The organism is Pseudoalteromonas sp. G5_S1_54_S4 (assembly GCF_054968565.1).
In genome coordinates, this window is record NZ_JBQKUL010000008.1 from 20,833 (window position 1) to 39,294 (window position 18,462).

Consider the following 18,462-nt stretch of genomic DNA (forward strand, 5'->3'; position numbering starts at 1 on the left):
AATAGGGTGTAGCCATGAGGATTATAGATAAGATAATCGTTGTTTGAACTCAGATACAACTAATGTCTAATATTTAATAGTGCACTGCTGAGTAATCCTTGATGAAAAGCCTAAGGCAAGTAATATAAATTGGAGACTAATATGTCACAAAGTATCTATCCAGTTCCTGCGCACATTAAAAACGCAGCGCTCGTCGATAATGAAAAATATAATACGATGTATAAACAGTCTATTGAGGACCCTGAAGGGTTTTGGGCTGAGCACGGTAAGCGTCTTGACTGGTTTACTCCTTATTCAAAAGTAAAAAACACTTCATTTGATAAAGGCCATATTAATATCAAATGGTATGAAGATGGCTACCTTAATGCATCTTACAACTGTATCGACCGCCACTTAAAAACAAAAGCAGATAAAGTAGCGCTTATTTGGGAAGGCGATGATCCTTCGCAAAGTGAAAATATTACCTATCAACAACTACATGACGAAGTCGCTAAATTTGCCAATGGCTTAAAAAAATTGGGTGTAAAAAAAGGTGACCGTGTTGCCATTTATATGCCAATGAGCCCACAAGCTATTTATGCAATGCAAGCTTGTGCCCGTATAGGTGCGATTCATTCTGTTATATTCGGTGGCTTTTCACCATCGGCTATTGCAGATCGTATTAATGATTCAGGCGCTAAGGTGGTGATCACATCAGATGAAGGTCGACGTGCGGGTAACTGTGTACCGCTTAAAGCCAATGTTGATGAAGCAGTGTTACAAGATTCGGTAACTACCGTTGAGCATGTAGTTGTTCATAAACTGACCTCTGGCGATGTTGATTGGCATAGCCATGATATTTGGTGGCATGACTTAGTTGCTGATGAAGCACCCGAGTGTGAGCCTGAGCGCATGAACGCTGAAGACCCATTGTTTATTTTATATACCTCAGGTTCTACGGGTCAGCCTAAAGGTGTGGTACATACCACCGGTGGTTATTTAGTGTATTCATCAATGACTCATGAATATGTTTTTGACTTAAAAGAAGATGATATTTTTTGGTGTAGTGCTGATGTTGGCTGGATCACAGGTCACAGTTATATTGCTTATGGACCGCTCGTTAATGGGTGTACACAAGTCGTATTTGAAGGCGTACCAACTTACCCAACTGCTGGTCGTATGGGTGAAGTGGTTGATAAACATAACGTGACAATTTTATACACAGCACCTACTGCCATTCGTGCATTGATGGCCAAAGGCGAAGAGCCGATTGCCAGCTCACATCGCGACAGCTTGCGCATTTTAGGTTCTGTGGGTGAGCCAATCAATCCAGAAGCATGGACCTGGTACTATGAAAAAATTGGTAAATCTAATTGTCCAATTGTAGATACTTGGTGGCAAACTGAAACCGGTGGCATCATGATTGCGCCATTACCAGGTGCAACCGATATGAAACCTGGCTCTGCAACTCGTCCATTCTTTGGTATTGCACCGGCGTTATTTGATGCTGAAGGCAATACATTAGAAGGTGCGGTTGACGGTAACCTTGTGATTTTAGATAGCTGGCCTTCACAAGCACGAACAGTGTATGGCGACCATGAGCGCTTTGAACAAACCTACTTTAGCGCTTATCCTGGTGTGTACTTTACTGGTGACGGTTGTCGTCGCGATGAAGACGGAGATTACTGGATCACAGGACGCGTTGATGACGTACTTAATGTGTCTGGGCACCGTTTAGGTACTGCTGAAATTGAAAGCGCATTAGTTGCTCATGAAGCTGTAGCTGAAGCGGCAGTGGTAGGTTACCCACATGATATTAAAGGCCAAGGTATTTACGTTTACATAACTCCTAATGAAGGCGTTACTGTGAGTGATGAGCTGACCAAAGAGATCCGTAATTGGGTACGTAAAGAGCTAAGCCCAATAGCATCACCCGATATGATTCAATGGTCGCCAGGTTTACCAAAAACACGTTCTGGCAAAATTATGCGTCGTATTTTACGTAAAATCGCGGCAAATGAGTACCAGCAGCTTGGTGATACCTCAACACTTGCTGATCCGTCAGTGGTTGATGAGCTAGTAGAAAATCGATTAAATCGTTAATTTCGCGTTAAAAGCTTGATTAGAAGTTGATTCTAAACGTAGTATATCGGCTGTTGTCTATTGGACAGCAGCCGAATTTTTGGGAGTGAACAATGAGTCAGTTTTTAATAGCGGACGATCATCCGTTATTTCGTGAAGCACTAAAGGGCGCTTTGAGTGCAAAGTTTGCGGGTTTGGAAGTATTTGAATCAGCGGATTTTGATAGCACATTGCAGGTGTTAAGCGAACAAGAAGATCTTGATATATTACTACTAGATTTACACATGCCAGGTAACGGTGACTTATACGGCTTGATCCGTATACGTGAAGATTACCCAAGCTTACCTATTGCGGTGGTTTCGGGTAGTGAAGATGTAAATATTGTTTCGAAAGTTATGGGTTATGGGGCAATGGGGTTTATTCCTAAGTCTTCATCATCTGACGATATTGCCAACGCAATTAACCAAATACTTGAAGGCGATACTTGGCTGCCAACCGAGCTAAAAAGTAAAGTGGCTGAAATCGAAGGCGCAGATAGAGAAATTGCCGCACAAGTGGCATCACTTACTCCACAGCAATACCGCGTTTTACAATATTTGCACGAAGGTTTACTGAATAAACAAATTGCGTACGAACTTCACATTTCAGAAGCCACAGTCAAAGCACACATTACTGCCATATTTAGAAAACTCGGTGTTTATAACCGAACTCAAGCTGTTTTAATTGCTGCAAAACTACAACTAGAACCCATAGAGCAAGCCTAAGCAGACTAAATAAGAGGCGAGAGCCTCTTTTTTGCAACCTCATTACAACAAACCAATTAGTTAATTACCATGACATAACAAGTCATTCATCTTTATTACATGACCTGCTCAGAAAATAATGCTAGGTTACGGGCATTTTGTAATTAAGAGAGCATGGTATGTCAGACTCAATAGACTCACCACACACATCCCAAGATGAAAATCAGGTCGCAAAGGGCGGCTGGTTTAATCGATTTTTAGCCACAGTAGAATTTTTAGGGAACATGCTTCCCCATCCAATTACCTTATTCGCGCTGTTTTGTATTGCCATTATTTTATTTAGTGGCGTAGCCGATTGGTTTGGACTAAGTGCCATCGATCCTCGTCCTGAGGGCTCTGCTGGGCGCGATCCAGATGGTGTAATTGAAGTGGTTAGCTTACTCAGTGCTGAGGGCTTACAGCGTATTGTAACGGGGCTGGTGACTAACTTTACTAGCTTTGCGCCATTAGGGACGGTATTAGTTGCGCTATTAGGTGTGAGTGTAGCTGAGCATTCAGGGCTATTGTCTGCCGCTATGCGTGGCATGGTAATGGGGGCATCAAAACGCTTAGTGACCTTTATGGTGGTGTTTGCCGCTATATTATCCAATACAGCTTCTGAGCTTGGCTATGTGGTATTGATTCCGCTAGCGGCAATGATATTTCATAGCTTAGGTCGTCATCCGCTTGCCGGTCTTGCTGCGGCATTTGCTGGGGTATCTGGTGGTTACAGTGCTAATTTATTATTGGGTACTATCGATCCGTTACTAGCCGGTATTACCACGCCAGCTGCACAAATGATTGACCCAACTTACCAAGTAGGCGCAGAAGCAAACTGGTATTTCATGATGATATCGGTATTTTTAATTGCCATATTAGGCACGCTAGTTACTGAGAAAATTGTAGAGCCGCGATTAGGCAAATATAACCCAGACGAAGCCAGTGAAGATTTAGCTCAAAACAACATTGCCGGTTTAACTGACAAAGAAAAGTCGGGCTTAAAATGGGCTGGATTCTCATTACTTGTTGTTTCATTACTACTCGCGTGGACGGTTGTACCCGCAGACGGTATTTTACGTAACCCTGAAACGGGGCTGGTTGCTCACTCTCCGTTTTTAAAAGGGATTGTGGTGTTTATTTTTGTCACCTTTGGTATTCCTGGTTTTGTATATGGTCGCGTGGTTGGCACCATGAAAAATGATAAAGACGTGATCAATGCCATGAGCAAAAGTATGAGCTCTATGGGCATGTACATTGTATTAGTGTTTTTTGCTGCACAGTTTGTGGCATTTTTTAAATGGACTAACTTAGGTACGATTTTAGCGATTAATGGTGCCGCATTACTACAAGCACTTAGCTTAACTGGACCGGAAGTATTTGTACTGTTTATTTTAATGTGTGCGTTAGTTAACTTAACTTTAGGCTCATCGTCAGCGCAGTGGGCAGTAACAGCACCTATATTTGTTCCTATGCTGATGCTTATAGGTTATGCCCCCGAGACAATTCAAGCGGCTTACCGTATTGGTGATTCAGTAACTAACTTAATTACTCCGATGATGAGTTACTTTGGTTTAATCCTCGCGGTTGCCACTAAATACAAAAAAGACATGGGAATAGGTACTTTGGTAGCCACTATGTTGCCATACAGCTTAATTTTCTTTGTTGGCTGGGTGGTACTGTTTTATTTATGGGTATTTGTTTTAGGTATGCCAGTAGGCCCTGGGGCACCAACGTATTACACACCCTAATTAGGTAAGGTTTAATATTTACTTATAAAAAATGCCAGCTTATTAGCTGGCATTTTTAATAGCTATGTAAAGCTAATTATGAAAATACGACGGTTTTATTGTCATTAATAAACAGCTTATGTTCTGATGCTAGTTGCAGTGCTTTACAAAACACCGTTTTCTCTACATCTTTACCCATTTTAGCCATCATCTCAGCTGTATTCGCATGGGTCACACTCGATACGTCTTGTAAAATAATAGGGCCTTCGTCTAGCTCATTATTAACAAAGTGAGCCGTGGCACCAATAATTTTCACACCACGTTCAAACGCCTGATGATATGGTTTTGCACCAATAAAAGCAGGTAAAAATGAGTGATGAATATTAATGATTTTACCCTCAAAACGACCTACAAATTCAGGGCTTAAAATACGCATATATTTAGCTAGGCCAATAATGTCTGGGTTATAGCTGGCAATTAAGTCACCGACTTTTTCGTCGTGCTCACTGCGCGTAAGTCCTTCATGAGAAACCACATGAAAAGGAATATCAAACCCTTTCACTAGAGGCTCTAAAGTAGGGTAATTGGCGATAACGGCTAGTATCTCTATGTTTAGGGCTTGTTCAAATTGCTTAAGTAACATGCCGCCCAAACAATGAGCTTCTTTTGTAGCTAATAGTACCACTTTGGTTTTTTCTTCGCCGTGCAGTGCCACTTTTGCGCCAGCAGGTAATACATCGCGCAGTTGTGACAAAAACTCAGTATGTGGTTCGCCTGTAAGCTCTGTGCGCATAAAAAAGCGCTGCGCATCTTTATCTACAAATTCGTTATTACGAATAATATTTAAATTATGCTCATTACACAGTCCGGTAATTTTGGCGATTAAACCTATATCGTCTGCGCATTGGGTGGTTAGTATATAACTCATTTTCCTCATTCTTACCCAGTAGTTAGTTGCTTCATTATTTGTGTTTTAACTCAGAAAGCAAGGCCTTTGTGTGATGCCCAATATTTAATTTTCATTAAAGCTAAAATAGTGTTACTGAGGTTAGTTAAGATTTAATCGTAAGGTAATAAGCTGTGCACTAGTAAGAATTTATAGCATGAGAAAAATCAGTTATTTATTACTGCTTTTATACTATCGTCTAGTTATAAAGTTGATTTTAGTATGTTTTACTAACATACGAGTGTATTAAATTGCGCAACAACCCTGTTTGTGCTTAATTTATATACAAGTGTAGCGCTGTTGTCAGTAATACAAACAATGGAAACGTAGTTGCTAAGTGGCTGCAAAATAAAAAGCTTGATAGCTTATAATGTTAATTGGAGAAATAATGGGTAATTTAAGCTTAAAAACCAAATTGCTACTGCTGGCTGTTTTACCTTTGATTGTATTACTAATCAGTTTTATGGCAGGTTCTTATTATTTAGAGATGCAAAATCAACAGCAAAACTTTAATGAGTTCAAAACTAAATTAATTGCTGATAAACAAACTCTATTAAGAACAGAAATAGAAATCGGCTCTAAAGTAGTGCAATACCAATTAGCGCAAGGAAATGAACAAGACGCTAAAGATGCGTTGCGAGATTTAACCTTTGGTGAAGATGGTTACTACTTTATTTATGATACCGATGGTATTAGTGTTTTTCATGCATTACTGGGTGATGCGATAGAAGGGCAAAATAAAATAGGCATGACCGACCCTAACGGTAAAAAAATAGTGGTTGGCTTACTTGAGCAAGCGCGTAAAGGCGGTGGCTCGTTTACTTATCATTTTCAAAAGCCCAATACTAGCGGCTTAGTCGAAAAAATTGGTTATGCAGCCATGATCCCAGGTACTAATTGGATGATAGGCACTGGCACATATATGGATGATATTGAAGCCGAACTGGTAAAATATCAAACAACCATGGAGCGCCATTTAAGCGAAAAAATGACCACTTTGGTTTTAATATCACTTCTACTGCTTGGTTTAGCAACAGCCGGTGCGTTGTATGCTTCTAACAATATGCTAAAACCAATTAAACGTATGGTGCAAAGCTTAGATGATATTGCCAAAGGGGAGGGAGATTTAACCCGACGTTTAGAAATAGATACCCATGATGAAATTGGTCAGTTAGGTGAATCTTTCAATGTATTTGTGAGTAAGCTACACAGTATTATTGCCGGAGTGGTTGATGTAACAAGTGACGTTAAAACGGCTTCTTCAGACATTAATACGCAAACATTACTCATAGAAGACAAGTTATTAAAGCATAACCATGAAACCGATTTAGTGGCAACAGCGATTACCGAAATGTCAGCAACCTCGCATGAGGTAGCGCAAAATACCACGCAAGTTGCGGTATCAACGCAGGCAGCGACAAAAGAAGTGGCCAACGCGCAAGATTGTGTAGATGTTTCACTGAGCGAAGTATCAAACTTAATGAGCGAAATTAATCAAGCCGCGGAGCAGGTTAACTCGTTGAGTGAGCAATCTAAAAAAATTAATAGCGTATTAAGTGTAATTGGTGGCATTGCTGAACAAACAAACTTACTGGCATTAAATGCGGCTATTGAAGCGGCACGCGCAGGTGAGCAAGGACGTGGGTTTGCGGTGGTGGCTGATGAAGTAAGAAGCTTAGCAAGCCGTACTCAAGATAGCACATTAGAAATTAACGAAATGCTAAGCGAGTTACATAATTTAGTAACGGCAGCGGTTGATGCAATGCATGCGAGTCAACAAAGCTGTAACCGCTCAGTTGAGTCTTCACGGGCTATATCTGAAAGCTTAGGTGCGGTAACTACGTCCGTGACCACCATTAATGATATGAGTACACAAATTGCCACAGCGGCAACAGAGCAAAGCAGCGTGACAGAAGAAATTAACCGTAACGTGTATGCTATTCAAGAAATTGTTAATGAATTAACGCAGTCGAGTAAAACCACTTCTTCAGTTAGTAAGCACTTAGCGGGACGCGGTGAGAACTTGGGTGACCTAGTGGGGCAATTTAAAATATAAATAGCTTGAGTTATTAATTTTTTATCAAGCCGTAACGTGTTTAGTTACGGCTTTTTTTGGCTTTATTTTTAGCTAAAGCGCGATAGTTAATAGCACGCTACAACCATAAATATTTAACAACACAGCGATTTTTTAATATTTTTATGCGTGTCTAATGTACACTATTAGCTATTCTCATTAATAAGTGCTTACTTATTACAGTAAATTTATAGTGAAAGACTATTTTAGGGTTTTTAAATGATAGAGTATCCGGTTGATCAGTTACCACAACTCATAAACGACTTATTGCAGTGTGATACCACTGAGCGCAAAAATAAATTACTTATTGATGCTCAGCAAACCTTATCAACGGAACACTTATCCTTATTATTTGAAGCTATTCCTAAAGAGCAGCGCCTTGAAATTTGGCATTTACTAGATGAAGACACGCAACACGAAATTTTCGTTAATTTAAGTGAAGATAGCTGTTTATGGTTACTGCAAACCCTAGATGACAGTGACGGTTTTAAATTATTAGACGAAGTTAACGTTGAAGAGCTGCTTGAGTTAGAAGAAGTGATCCCGCAGCGCTTTATTGATTATGCAAAAAAGCAGCTTGATGAAGCACAAACCAAACAATACGAGCTGGCGCAACAATATACGCCTGAGCAACTAGGTCACTGGATTGGCTTTGACTTTTTAAAGGTGTCAGACAAACTCACAGCCGGCGGCGCTAAAAAGTTACTCCACAAAGGGTTACCGCAGTACAGCGAAGTGATTTATTTAGTGAGCCGCAAAGGCAGCTTAATAGGCGAAGTGGCAGTTAATGACCTGATAAAAGCGCATGATAATGAGAGTTTAATGACCTTAGCTAATCATGACTTTACCTCATTGCATGCAGACCATGATTTATATGAAGCCGCTGAAGTGGTTATTCATAGTGAACAAATGGCCATGCCCGTGGTTAATGCCGATAACAAACTAATAGGGCGATTAACCATTGCATCAGCTTATGAATTACGTCAGGAAATCGCTGACGAAGCCACAGCAAAGGCTGGTGGTTTACGAGAAGACGAAGACCTATTTGCTAGTGTTCGCAAAAGTGCTAAAAACCGAGGTATTTGGCTAGGTATCAACTTAGCAACCGCATTTTTAGCCTCGTGGTTTATTGGTTTATTTGGCGCCACCATAGAACAAGTGGTTGCTTTAGCTGTATTGATGCCGATTGTCGCTTCAATGGGGGGTATTGCCGGAAGCCAAACCTTAACGGTTATAGTGCGTGGTCTTGCGCTTGGTCAGGTTACCGACTCCAACCGTAAGGCACTGCTTAAAAAAGAGCTGCGTGTGGGCGCGGTAAATGGCTTGGTATGGGCTTTAGTGATTGGCTTGCTAACTTTCCTATGGTTTAACGATATTATGCTTAGTATAACCATTACTGTGGCAATACTGCTGAATTTAGTGGCTGCATCATTGGCGGGCGTAGTGATCCCGTCTATTTTAGATAAAATGAAAATTGACCCTGCATTATCAGGCTCAGTTATTTTAACCACAGTCACTGATATTGTCGGCTTTGTAACCTTTTTAGGATTAGGTAGTTTGTTACTACTGTAATTTTTATATAAAGATTAATCTCTTATCTACAGCATTTAAAATTAATCTAAACGCCAGTAAAGTAACTCAATTTAGTGGCTTTTAGGGTAGATATAGCGCCATGGAATGGCCTTTAATTTAAACTTTAAACAACAGTACTTATTTTATTTCTACCTTCGGTTTTTGCGCGGTACAAAGCCGTGTCTGCGGCGTACAACAGCGCCTCGTAGGTACGGTATTGACTATTGTGCTCACAGGCAATCCCTTGGCTCACACTAACTTTAACCTCTGGTGGCAGGCCTATATCTGTAAATGTCATCGCATTAATTTGTTGTTGTACATGCTTGGCAACAATCGTTGCACTTTTTATATCGCAACGCGGTAAAATAATAGCAAACTCCTCACCGCCATATCTCGCTGCCAAACACTCTCTTGACGGGATACAATGCAAAAGCATTTTTGCAATTTTTTGTAAGCATTTATCACCTTTAATATGCCCATAGGTGTCGTTGAATTTTTTAAAGTGATCTACATCAATCAATATGCTGGTTAGAGGTTGTTGGCTTTGAATACTTTCTTGCCAGTATTTTTTTAGTGACTCATCTAAAGCTAAACGATTAGCGAGCCCAGTTAAGTGATCGGTTGAAGCTTGTATTTTTAAACGGTTGTACATCGCTTTATGCGTACTGAGATCATGAAGTATGCAAACGTATAATTTTTGCGCCGATGCAATACTTTTTGGCATGCTAGATATTGATAAGTCTGCTTCAATAATATCACCATTCGCTTTATTTATTTTTATTTCATTTGGGCCAAAGCTAAGGGAAGTATCTTTAATGTCTATCCAATTTAATAACGTCTGTTTATATTTATCAAGGTCTGCACCGTGTAAAAACGACAGTAAATTTTCGCCTATTAGAGATTGCTGAGAGTAACCTAATAGCTGTGCTGCTTTTGGGTTTGCAAACTCAAAACCACCGTGCTCATTAAGTACAAAAATGCCTTCGGCGGTGCCGTTAAATAATTCAATTAAAGCGCCAAATTGGGTATGAGAAAAAGGACTCGATAAAGCGCAATCGAAGGGGAGTGCTTTATCGTTTTTAACCGCTGGAGTCTCTTTTTTATTAATTTGTTTAGACACGTTTTAGCCTTAGCATGATACAGACGTTTTTGATGTCTACAAATTTACATAAAAAAGTGCAATTAAACCTTTCGGTAATCTTCTGCTTTTAAGTTTTTGATTAATAGTATTTTTTATTATGCGCAGGCGTTAAAGGCCTGTGCAATTTGGAAAACAAAAATTAAATATTAAGCGTTGTTGATTAATTTTTGTCTTTATTTTCAATTTGTGGGTCGGCGCTTTCATAGGCTTTACCATTGCACTCAACATTAAATATTAAACACACAGTGCCATTATTTTCATCTGTGTCTGTGATGGTGATTGATTGGCCATCATCATTGATTTCTGATTTAAAATCACCAGCACAGTCGCCTTCTTTATCAGTGATAGTGGCTCCGGTGAATAAAAAACCTTTAGCAAGTGTTGCTTCATTTAAGCTATAAATACCTGCGGTTTCAGTTCTGACAACGCCACCGCCAGAGACTTCTTTGTTATCTTTAAAGTATGTAAAATTGGCGTTGTCGTTACTGTCTAATTCAATATTTACAGTAAAGTTAATTTGTTCTTGAGAGCTATCCATATTATTTCCTTTTGTATTCGTGGTTATAGTTTAAAGTGAGTAATGCCTAATTTAACTAGACTTGCTTTTATTTTGGGGATTTCGTTTGCTCTATTTAAGCAGGTGTATGCCTGTAACAGCGGGTGCGTTACGTGAACGCTTTGGTTTATTTTTACTGTTTCAGCAATGGCTTTAAGCGCATTTAAGCAAAATTGCTCTCGCTGTACGGTATTTTCAGCTAATTTAGCTTTAAGTAAATTTATATTCGTAAAGTCTACATTATCACCACTCTTTGCTTTATTAGCTATGTACTGTTGGTAGCTTGTATCATTTTCAAGGGCTGTTAAAAACTCATATGCTTTAAGTGGTGACTGTCTATCAATAAAGTACTGTATAAGGATCAATTGAGTATTAATTGCAAAGTTATTTTTAAAGTCCTGCACTTTCAAAAAGTTAATAATATCCTTAACTCGGTTATCAATGTTTTTATTAGGTGAAAGCATTAGCTGGTGGGCTAAAAAACGATAATAAGAATGTTGAATGTCTTTACTTTTTGGATCTTGCAATCGTGCGGTATTAACTGTTTTTGTGGCTTGCTGTGCTTTTTTGTAGGCTGGTTGTTTATTTGGCAGGTAGCTCAAAAGGTAGCTTTGTTGAATATAAGTATAAGCTAAACTGCTTGATAAACTGGCATCATCTGGATATTCAATTAATAAACTTTTTAACTCATTAGATGCATTTTCATACATGGTTAATGCGGCATTAAAGTTACCAAGCCTTTCTTCAGTTTTTGCAAGCCAACTAATGGTGTCTGCTTTATCGCGCAATAAATTTTTGTTATTGGGTTTAAGCTCAAGGGCTTCATTTTTAAGGGCGAGCGACTCTGTAAAGCGTTGTTTCGCGCCAGTGTAGTTAAATTGCTTTAAATACAAAGATCCCAGCGAATTATGCGAATACGATAACTCCATAATCGAGTTAAAACTATTTGGTGCTAATGAATACATTTTCTCACTGTAGGCATGATATTTTTTAAATAATGGTTCAGTAGCAGCGTAATCACTTTTATCATAATGAAGCTGACCGAGCCAAAAGGCATTGGCACCGGCAAGCGTTAATAGCTCTAAATTATCTGGTTGTATTTTTAATAGTGCTTCAAGGCGAATGCGGGCGTTTTCAAAGGCGGTGAAGGCCTCAATGGTTTTCCCGCGAGAATAGGCCACTTCTCCCATGGCCTCAAGAGTTTGCGCGTACTGAAAGCGACTTTTAAATTCTCCTTGTTGACTGCTAAAGTTAAATAGCGAGCTTGGCTCATCAACTTGATTGGTAAAATACTCAAGTGCTTTATTACTAATGCCATCAAGTAAGTCCATACGCTTAACGCTGCGTAATTTATCGGCAAAATCACCGACCATAAATCCTAGTAAGCTTTCGGCTTCTTGGCGTTTTTGCTGTGCAAGTTGCTGCGCTTGAAAGCTAGTAACGCTCATAAATAGGGCAACACAGGTAAGTAAACAAAGCAGAGCGACGGTGCCGCGTTTTATGGTTGTTTTTGCTTTACTGTGTTTAAGAGAGCTGGTTATAAGCGCGCGTTCGTCATCGTCTAGTTCGAATATGTTGTCGTTTAATAAGGTAACGGCTTCTTGCAGTGGTTTACCCGGCGCTAACAGGTAGGCGTTACTTTTGTGCTCATTAAGCCATTGTTGCGTGTGGTGGTGTAAGCGGCTTTTTATAGCAAGGGCATCTTTATGGTCATTAATCCACTGTTTAGCACGTGGCCATTGGCGTAATAATGCCTCGTGGGCAAGGCTAAAGTAGGCTTCTTGGTTTTGTAAATGCGATACAAATAAGCGGCTATCGACCATGGCTTGAACCAGCTCTTTTTGACTGGTGTTGGTTAACGCTTGTAAGCGGGCTGCGCGACTCGTAATGGTTTTACCATCTGGGTTTAGCGTTACTAATTGCGATAACACGCTTTTTAGTTGCTGCTGTTGCGCTTTAGAAAGCCCTATAAATACCTCTTCGGCTTTTTTACCAATGGCACCCTCAATACCGCCGAGTTTTTCATATACACTGTGCAATAACTCATTATTATCACTGCGCTGTAAATACAGCTCTTGCAGTGTGTATTGCAGCATGGGCAGTGCATCTGGATTGTTGGCGGTATCGGCGCAAAGTATTTCATCCAGCGGGGTTTTGGTGTGTGGGTCTTGCGAAAACGTTAAATTAGCGGTTAACGCTGGCAAGCGAATAATTTGTTGTAGTTCATGGCGATTTGGCGGGGTTAAATCGTAATGCGCGCCATGAGCTTTGCCGGCCATAAGGCTTGGCTGCTCAACCACTAAAGGGTAAAAATCGTTACGACAGGCACTAAATACAATCACCGCTTTAGAGGTCGCTAAACGCTCAATAACAGATAAAAAATGACTTCGGGTGTCGTTACTAAATAGCGGTGAGGAAAGTAGCACTTCTAAGCGGTCTATAAACAAAAACAATAGCGGCGTTTTTGCTGCTGTTTGAGTATTTGCAATTGTATTTTTTAAACAACTAATAACATTATCTATGTCATGTTCTAGCTGCTGCGCCAGCGTTTGTGCGCTTAACCCTGTAAATACTGGAATGTCGTTAATATCCCAATCGAGCATGGCTGAGGCGAGATCTAAATACAGCCTATTTTGAGCTACATCTGCAAAGTCTAGTTGGGTGTACGACATTACTCTAATGCCGTTATAGCCTCGCTCGTCGAGTAGCTTTGGCAATATACCCGCATTAACTAATGATGATTTACCCGTGCCACTAGGGCCAAGGATTAAACAAAATGCGCGCTGTAATTTTATTTGGCTTGATACGCTCTCTAGTAACGTGCTGATGGCGTGATTACGACCAAAAAATAAGTGGGTATCGGTTGGGTTATATGCACTCAAACCTAAAAAAGGAGAGCCGCCTTGCCATGTGTTAACTTGGCTGGGGAGGTCATCAGCCAATGGAAACTCAACCGTTGCAATAACCCTATAACCCCGTTTACGTATGGTTTCTATGTATTGCGGAGCGCTTGCCTTATCACCCAGGGCTTTTCGAAGTTGAGTGATAGTTTTATGCAGAGGATTATCGCCGGTTTCTGTGTTTGCCCAGCAGTGAGTTAATAACGCGTCGCTACTGACAATCTCTGCTTGGTTTTGACACAAGTACAGCAAAACATCCATGGCTTTGGGCTCTAGCTGTTTTTGTTCTTCAGCGCGTTGAAGGGTGTTACTGGCAGGGGTTACTTGCCATTCACCTAGATAAAAAGGCGGTTGCTGCATAATTGGCTCATTTTTACAGTTATTAGTGCACTTAACTTTTTGCGTTAATCACATGAGAAGTGCTAGTTATTTTTATTAAGTGTAACAATGCGTTGTGGAAACGGAATTTCAATATTGGCATCGTTAATTGCTTTATACACGCTGCCATTAATAGCAAGCTTAGTTTCAATAATTTTAGTGGTGGGTACCCAATAGCGATAGCTAATAGTAACGCCGCTATCAGCAAAGCGCTCTATGCCAATTTGTGCATTGGGTTTTTTAGCGACGAGTTCATGCTGTATGAGCACGTTTTCAATTAGGTTGATTGCTGTATCACTGCAGGCACTGTAGGCAATATCTATTTCACCTTTTACCAGTGAATAATTAAATGAGTTGTGCAGAATTTCGCCAACAATATGTTTGTTGGGAATGGTTATTTCTACTTTTTCTTCATTAATTAATACGGTGTGCCCCAGCTCAATTACTTTTACTTGGCCGCTAACACCTTTTACTTCTATGGTATCGCCGACCACAAATGGCCGTGTAGCAATAATAGCAAGCCCCGCGCCATAATTAGAAAGCATGCCTTGTAACGCTAAGCCTGCACCCAATGAGGCTGCACCTATTGCAGCAACAAATGGGGTCACACTAATACCAATTTTACCCAGCGCAATAATGATCACCATAATGATTAGCAGTACTTTCACTACATTACTGACAAAGTTGGTTAAGGTGATATCAACGTTATGCCGCGTCATTAAATTGGCAACACCTTCAGCGAGCTTTTTCGCCACCCACAGGCCAACCAATAGTATAAAAATAGCGCCGACTATTTGCATACTATAGGTGACTAAATACTCGGTAAGTAGGGCGTAGTATTTTTCAAATTGCTGAATTTCGGAACTGATCATGGTGGGCTCTAGTTTTAGTTAGATTGTTATCAACTTACTATAACAAAGTGCTCACTAAAAATGGATATAATAGTGGTACTATCACCGCAGTTAATAACGCACTCAATGCCATAGCCACTGATGAAAACGCCCCTATTTTTGGGTGCTCGGCAATTGCAGCGGCTGTACCTATAGCGTGACAAGCCGTTCCCATTGCAATGCCTTGTGCCTCAAAGTTAAATATTTTAATTAGTTTTAGTAATAAAAAGCCAAACAAAGCCCCAAGTAAACCAATAAAAATAACCATGGCAGCAGCCAACGAGCTGATCCCCCCAAGTGAATCGGTGACAAGTAATGCAATAGGTGTCGTAACGCTGAGTGCGGCAACTGAAGCGCTGAGCTGCGATGGGACAGCAAATAAAACACTTAATACAAAAGCCACCAGTGTGGCGTTAATAATGCCAATACTGCAGGTGACTAAAATGAGTAAAAAGTTTTTTCGAATATGCATAAACTGCTGATATAAGGGCAGGGCTAACGCAACGATTGCAGGCTCGAGTAACCAACTAAGTAGTTGGCTATGAGAGGAAAATTTCGCATAAGGCAAATCTAGATTAACTAATAATAAGGCAATTATTGCAATACTTAAAAATACGGGGTTTGTGAGGGATTTTAATATGCTGTGACTCACTCTCACATTGAGCATTTTTAGCCCTAAAAAAAGAGCGATTATAAAAGGGATAGTTAACCACCAAAGACTTGGCGTTATTGCACTGATTTGCTCATTCATTGTTTTCAGTGCCTTTAAAGTGACCAACGATACTGGCTACTAAAATTAAGCTACTAAAGGGCACTATAATCATCACGGTGGTTAAAAATGGCCAATGGGTTTTTATAAGTCCCAAGTGTTCAATAAAGCCAACGCCTGCAGGAATAAAGAAAATAGGCATTACATTTAAAATAGGCGAGGCACATGGGGTAAGTTGTTGCTCTTTAACAATGCCTGATAAAAGCAGTACCAGTAAAATAACCATTGCTAACAGTGGCGCAGGGAAACTGACATCAATAAAGTGCATAATAAGTTTGCCCGCTCCCAAACAAAGCAAAATGATAGCGCTACTTAAAAAGTATTTCATGGCGATGACTCAATAAAATAGAGGATTATCACTTTAACAAATAACGCAGTTTTGTGCATTGTGCCTTAGTATTACCAGCGTTTGGCGTTTGCAAACTCAATATCAGTTTTACCTTTTGCTTTAGCAATGGCTTTTTTAGTATTGGGGTTGATTAATAAGCGAATTTGGCTCCATGTTTCTTTGGCGAGTATTTTTCGAGCAGGGGCTTTATAGCTTTGTTGAGTTACACGCTTTATTGCAGCTAATGTGTCAGGTGAGCGCGCTAGCAGTGTATCAAGCATCTCTTTAGTTGCTTTATCTGTATCGTCGGTTGTTTTGGTTACTAAACCTAGTTCAAAAGCATATTGTGCGTTTATTGGATTTGCGTGACTTGCTAACCAAAGCGCTTGGTCGCGTTTTACTAAGCCTGAAAGCATAACATTAGCGCCCATATCTGGGCATAACCCCCAGCGCGCTTCCATAATGGCGAGTTTGGCATCGTGGTGAACAATCCGGTAATCGGCACCCAGTGCTATTTGCAATCCACCCCCAAGGCAATTTCCGTTTATTTTTGCAATAACAGGCACACTCAATGATTGCCAACCAAGTACTACTTTTTGCGCTAAATTTTGATTACCAGGAAGCCATTTAAATAGGAGTTTTATAATGTTGAATGGTGAGGCCATAACCGCATTGATATCGAGTCCTGCACAAAAGTGTTCACCCTCACCGGTTAATACAACCGCACGAATACTGGCGTCTTTTTTTATATTTTTAATCACTTTATTAAGCTCAACAAACATAGCAAAGCTTAAGGCATTTTGTTTTTCTTCGCGATGCAATGTAACTGTAGCGATACCCTGTTTTTTTTCTAATTTTATCATTGTGCACTCCTCTGACCTGTTGCTTGAGCTTATGTTTTTATTGATGTTAAGTAAAGTGGATGAAGATGAATAAAAACAAACTGAATTTTTTAAAGCAAATGGGGTCTGTTATCTTTAACGATTAACTTAATTTTTAAGGGTAACGCCTTATGCTAACTAATCGTTAATCTATCTATAAGTATTAGGAATAAATAAAAAAGTCAGTATTTAACGTGTTTTTTTTATCAAAACCCCAACAACTTTTGATATTATGATACCCACTTAAAAGCTCAGAGGTTAACCATTCATGTCAGGTCCACGTTTATTTACGGTAGAAGAAGCAACTCATCAAGCTTATGATATTTTTTTAGAGCTGGCTCCCAATAATTTAAGCGATAAAGATGTTGAAGAATTTAACCTGCACCGTGAAGAGCTAGGCTTTATTGAAGAAGATGAGCCTGATGAACAGTGGCAAGACTTTGTTGCCTTAGGAATTGAACCTGAGCATTTTATTCAAGTATTAGTAGGCCTTGAGTTTGATAATGAAGACGTATTATTTGCGAAAATTTTAATTAGCCGTGATAAAGACGCGCCTTTTTGCCATATTTTATGGAAAGAAAGTGAATAACTTTTTCGGCCCCTTTTCATTATTACCATTTGCAAGAGAATGTATTTTGCGAAAGTACGTTGTATTACTGCTTTTATTATTTAGCTCCTACAGCTGGGCAGTGGATCCCTTTGAAGATTTTCATCAATATGGGGAGCTCTCTGATGAAGAAATTCATGAGCTACACAAAGGCGAAGTACTTTATGGTGATACCGAGTTTGGTTTTATTTTAAGTAAAGGTAATACCAACTCAACCAGTTTTAAACTCAAAGGTAATCTTTACCAAGATTTTGAAAACTGGCGTAATCAATTCAAAATAGATTCCTTATACAAACGTGACGAAAATGAAGAAACGGGCCAGTCGGATGTTACGGCTAATCGCGTGTTTGTTTCTGCGCAGGGTAACTATAAAGTTGGTGTTAAAAATTCGTCTTTCTTTATTTATGGCGATTATGAAGAGGATGAATTTAGCGGTCTTGATTTTAAAAGTACGGTGGCAACCGGCTATGGTGCACGTATTTATCAAGGGGTTAAAAACAAAGTAGATATAGATATTGGCCCTGGTTTATATCGCTCCGTTGCTGATGATGAGTCAACAATAAGCGAAGACGATAAAGACAAAATGGGTTACTTGTTACGTATTGCCATGCAATGGGAGCGATTAGTATCTAAGCGCACCCGATTTAATCAGGATATTAGTATAGAGCAGTCATTGTCTGGGCTTAACTCTCGGTTAAAGTCAGAAACGGCATTAATTAGCCAAGTGGTTGGCGCGGTATCGCTTAAATTTGCGTATATGTACCGTTATAACTCTAAGCCTGAAGAAGATAAGCTTAAATACGATTCAGAGCTCAGTGCAACCTTAGTGTACAGTTTTTAATTTTTTTAA

Annotated in this window: 15 protein-coding genes; 7 read left to right on the forward strand and 8 right to left on the reverse strand. The window is 39.8% G+C overall.

Annotated elements, in window-relative coordinates; genetic code table 11:
* Positions 1-141: 141 nt before the first annotated feature.
* The 3 genes from acs (at position 142) to ACTRWE_RS05180 (ending at position 4,591) form a co-directional block, all read left to right on the forward strand.
* On the forward strand, positions 142-2,082 hold the full coding sequence (acs, locus tag ACTRWE_RS05170) for an acetate--CoA ligase (RefSeq protein WP_462879579.1): 1,941 nt from the start codon (positions 142-144) through the stop codon (positions 2,080-2,082).
* 92 nt (positions 2,083-2,174) lie between these two features.
* The gene (locus ACTRWE_RS05175) at positions 2,175-2,825 is read left to right on the forward strand and encodes a response regulator transcription factor (RefSeq protein ID WP_008111545.1); all 651 of its coding nucleotides are present in this window, start codon (positions 2,175-2,177) and stop codon (positions 2,823-2,825) included.
* A 158-nt stretch (positions 2,826-2,983) separates the two neighbouring features.
* Positions 2,984-4,591, forward strand: a complete 1,608-nt coding sequence (locus tag ACTRWE_RS05180) for an AbgT family transporter (RefSeq protein ID WP_462879580.1) — start codon at positions 2,984-2,986, stop codon at positions 4,589-4,591.
* A gap of 76 nt (positions 4,592-4,667) precedes the next feature.
* On the opposite strand, the gene purU is transcribed toward ACTRWE_RS05180, so the two are convergent.
* Entirely contained in the window at positions 4,668-5,498 is an 831-nt protein-coding gene (purU, locus tag ACTRWE_RS05185; RefSeq protein ID WP_462879581.1) for a formyltetrahydrofolate deformylase, read from the reverse strand.
* A 406-nt stretch (positions 5,499-5,904) separates the two neighbouring features.
* Here purU and ACTRWE_RS05190 point away from each other — a divergent pair, with 406 nt between their 5' ends.
* Positions 5,905-7,572 carry a methyl-accepting chemotaxis protein gene (locus tag ACTRWE_RS05190; RefSeq protein ID WP_462879582.1) on the forward strand — a complete coding sequence of 556 codons (1,668 nt, stop codon included), beginning with the start codon at positions 5,905-5,907 and terminating at the stop codon, positions 7,570-7,572.
* 237 nt (positions 7,573-7,809) lie between these two features.
* On the forward strand, positions 7,810-9,162 hold the full coding sequence (locus ACTRWE_RS05195) for a magnesium transporter (protein ID WP_008111553.1): 1,353 nt from the start codon (positions 7,810-7,812) through the stop codon (positions 9,160-9,162).
* Positions 9,163-9,286: 124 nt separating this feature from the next.
* Here the strand turns inward: ACTRWE_RS05195 and ACTRWE_RS05200 are convergent, their stop codons facing one another.
* The 7 genes from ACTRWE_RS05200 to ACTRWE_RS05230 form a co-directional block, all read right to left on the reverse strand.
* Positions 9,287-10,282: a sensor domain-containing diguanylate cyclase gene (locus tag ACTRWE_RS05200; protein ID WP_024602337.1), complete on the reverse strand. Its 996-nt coding sequence runs from the start codon at positions 10,280-10,282 to the stop codon at positions 9,287-9,289.
* Positions 10,283-10,463: 181 nt separating this feature from the next.
* The gene (locus ACTRWE_RS05205) at positions 10,464-10,841 is read right to left on the reverse strand and encodes a DP-EP family protein (protein ID WP_016899671.1); all 378 of its coding nucleotides are present in this window, start codon (positions 10,839-10,841) and stop codon (positions 10,464-10,466) included.
* A gap of 23 nt (positions 10,842-10,864) precedes the next feature.
* Positions 10,865-14,119, reverse strand: a complete 3,255-nt coding sequence (locus tag ACTRWE_RS05210; protein WP_462879583.1) for an nSTAND1 domain-containing NTPase — start codon at positions 14,117-14,119, stop codon at positions 10,865-10,867.
* Positions 14,120-14,181: 62 nt separating this feature from the next.
* Entirely contained in the window at positions 14,182-15,009 is an 828-nt protein-coding gene (locus tag ACTRWE_RS05215) for a mechanosensitive ion channel family protein (RefSeq protein ID WP_138764956.1), read from the reverse strand.
* A 37-nt stretch (positions 15,010-15,046) separates the two neighbouring features.
* Positions 15,047-15,778 (reverse strand): LrgB family protein, encoded by a 732-nt coding sequence (locus ACTRWE_RS05220; protein ID WP_138764955.1) that lies wholly within the window; start codon positions 15,776-15,778, stop codon positions 15,047-15,049.
* Positions 15,771-16,124 (reverse strand): CidA/LrgA family protein, encoded by a 354-nt coding sequence (locus tag ACTRWE_RS05225; RefSeq protein WP_138764954.1) that lies wholly within the window; start codon positions 16,122-16,124, stop codon positions 15,771-15,773. The genes ACTRWE_RS05220 and ACTRWE_RS05225 overlap by 8 nt, the downstream gene beginning before the upstream one ends.
* 71 nt (positions 16,125-16,195) lie before the next feature.
* Positions 16,196-16,987, reverse strand: coding sequence for a crotonase/enoyl-CoA hydratase family protein (locus ACTRWE_RS05230; protein WP_462879584.1), 792 nt, complete (start codon positions 16,985-16,987; stop codon positions 16,196-16,198).
* Between the two features lie 286 nt (positions 16,988-17,273).
* On the opposite strand from ACTRWE_RS05230, the gene ACTRWE_RS05235 reads away from it, so the two are divergent.
* Together ACTRWE_RS05235 and ACTRWE_RS05240 are read left to right on the forward strand one after the other, a co-directional pair.
* Positions 17,274-17,594: an HI1450 family dsDNA-mimic protein gene (locus tag ACTRWE_RS05235; protein WP_138764953.1), complete on the forward strand. Its 321-nt coding sequence runs from the start codon at positions 17,274-17,276 to the stop codon at positions 17,592-17,594.
* 46 nt (positions 17,595-17,640) lie between these two features.
* Positions 17,641-18,453 carry a DUF481 domain-containing protein gene (locus ACTRWE_RS05240; protein ID WP_013465645.1) on the forward strand — a complete coding sequence of 271 codons (813 nt, stop codon included), beginning with the start codon at positions 17,641-17,643 and terminating at the stop codon, positions 18,451-18,453.
* Positions 18,454-18,462: the final 9 nt, after the last annotated feature.

Bases quoted from the DNA above. Each gene is read 5' to 3' on its own strand.
- acs (WP_462879579.1), top strand. From the start codon at position 142: ATGTCACAAAGTATCTATCCAGTTCCTGCGCACATTAAAAACGCAGCG.
- ACTRWE_RS05175 (WP_008111545.1), top strand. From the start codon at position 2,175: ATGAGTCAGTTTTTAATAGCGGACGATCATCCGTTATTTCGTGAAGCA.
- ACTRWE_RS05180 (WP_462879580.1), top strand. From the start codon at position 2,984: ATGTCAGACTCAATAGACTCACCACACACATCCCAAGATGAAAATCAG.
- purU (WP_462879581.1), bottom strand. From the start codon at position 5,498: ATGAGTTATATACTAACCACCCAATGCGCAGACGATATAGGTTTAATC.
- ACTRWE_RS05190 (WP_462879582.1), top strand. From the start codon at position 5,905: ATGGGTAATTTAAGCTTAAAAACCAAATTGCTACTGCTGGCTGTTTTA.
- ACTRWE_RS05195 (WP_008111553.1), top strand. From the start codon at position 7,810: ATGATAGAGTATCCGGTTGATCAGTTACCACAACTCATAAACGACTTA.
- ACTRWE_RS05205 (WP_016899671.1), bottom strand. From the start codon at position 10,841: ATGGATAGCTCTCAAGAACAAATTAACTTTACTGTAAATATTGAATTA.
- ACTRWE_RS05210 (WP_462879583.1), bottom strand. From the start codon at position 14,119: ATGCAGCAACCGCCTTTTTATCTAGGTGAATGGCAAGTAACCCCTGCC.
- ACTRWE_RS05215 (WP_138764956.1), bottom strand. From the start codon at position 15,009: ATGATCAGTTCCGAAATTCAGCAATTTGAAAAATACTACGCCCTACTT.
- ACTRWE_RS05220 (WP_138764955.1), bottom strand. From the start codon at position 15,778: ATGAATGAGCAAATCAGTGCAATAACGCCAAGTCTTTGGTGGTTAACT.
- ACTRWE_RS05225 (WP_138764954.1), bottom strand. From the start codon at position 16,124: ATGAAATACTTTTTAAGTAGCGCTATCATTTTGCTTTGTTTGGGAGCG.
- ACTRWE_RS05230 (WP_462879584.1), bottom strand. From the start codon at position 16,987: ATGATAAAATTAGAAAAAAAACAGGGTATCGCTACAGTTACATTGCAT.
- ACTRWE_RS05235 (WP_138764953.1), top strand. From the start codon at position 17,274: ATGTCAGGTCCACGTTTATTTACGGTAGAAGAAGCAACTCATCAAGCT.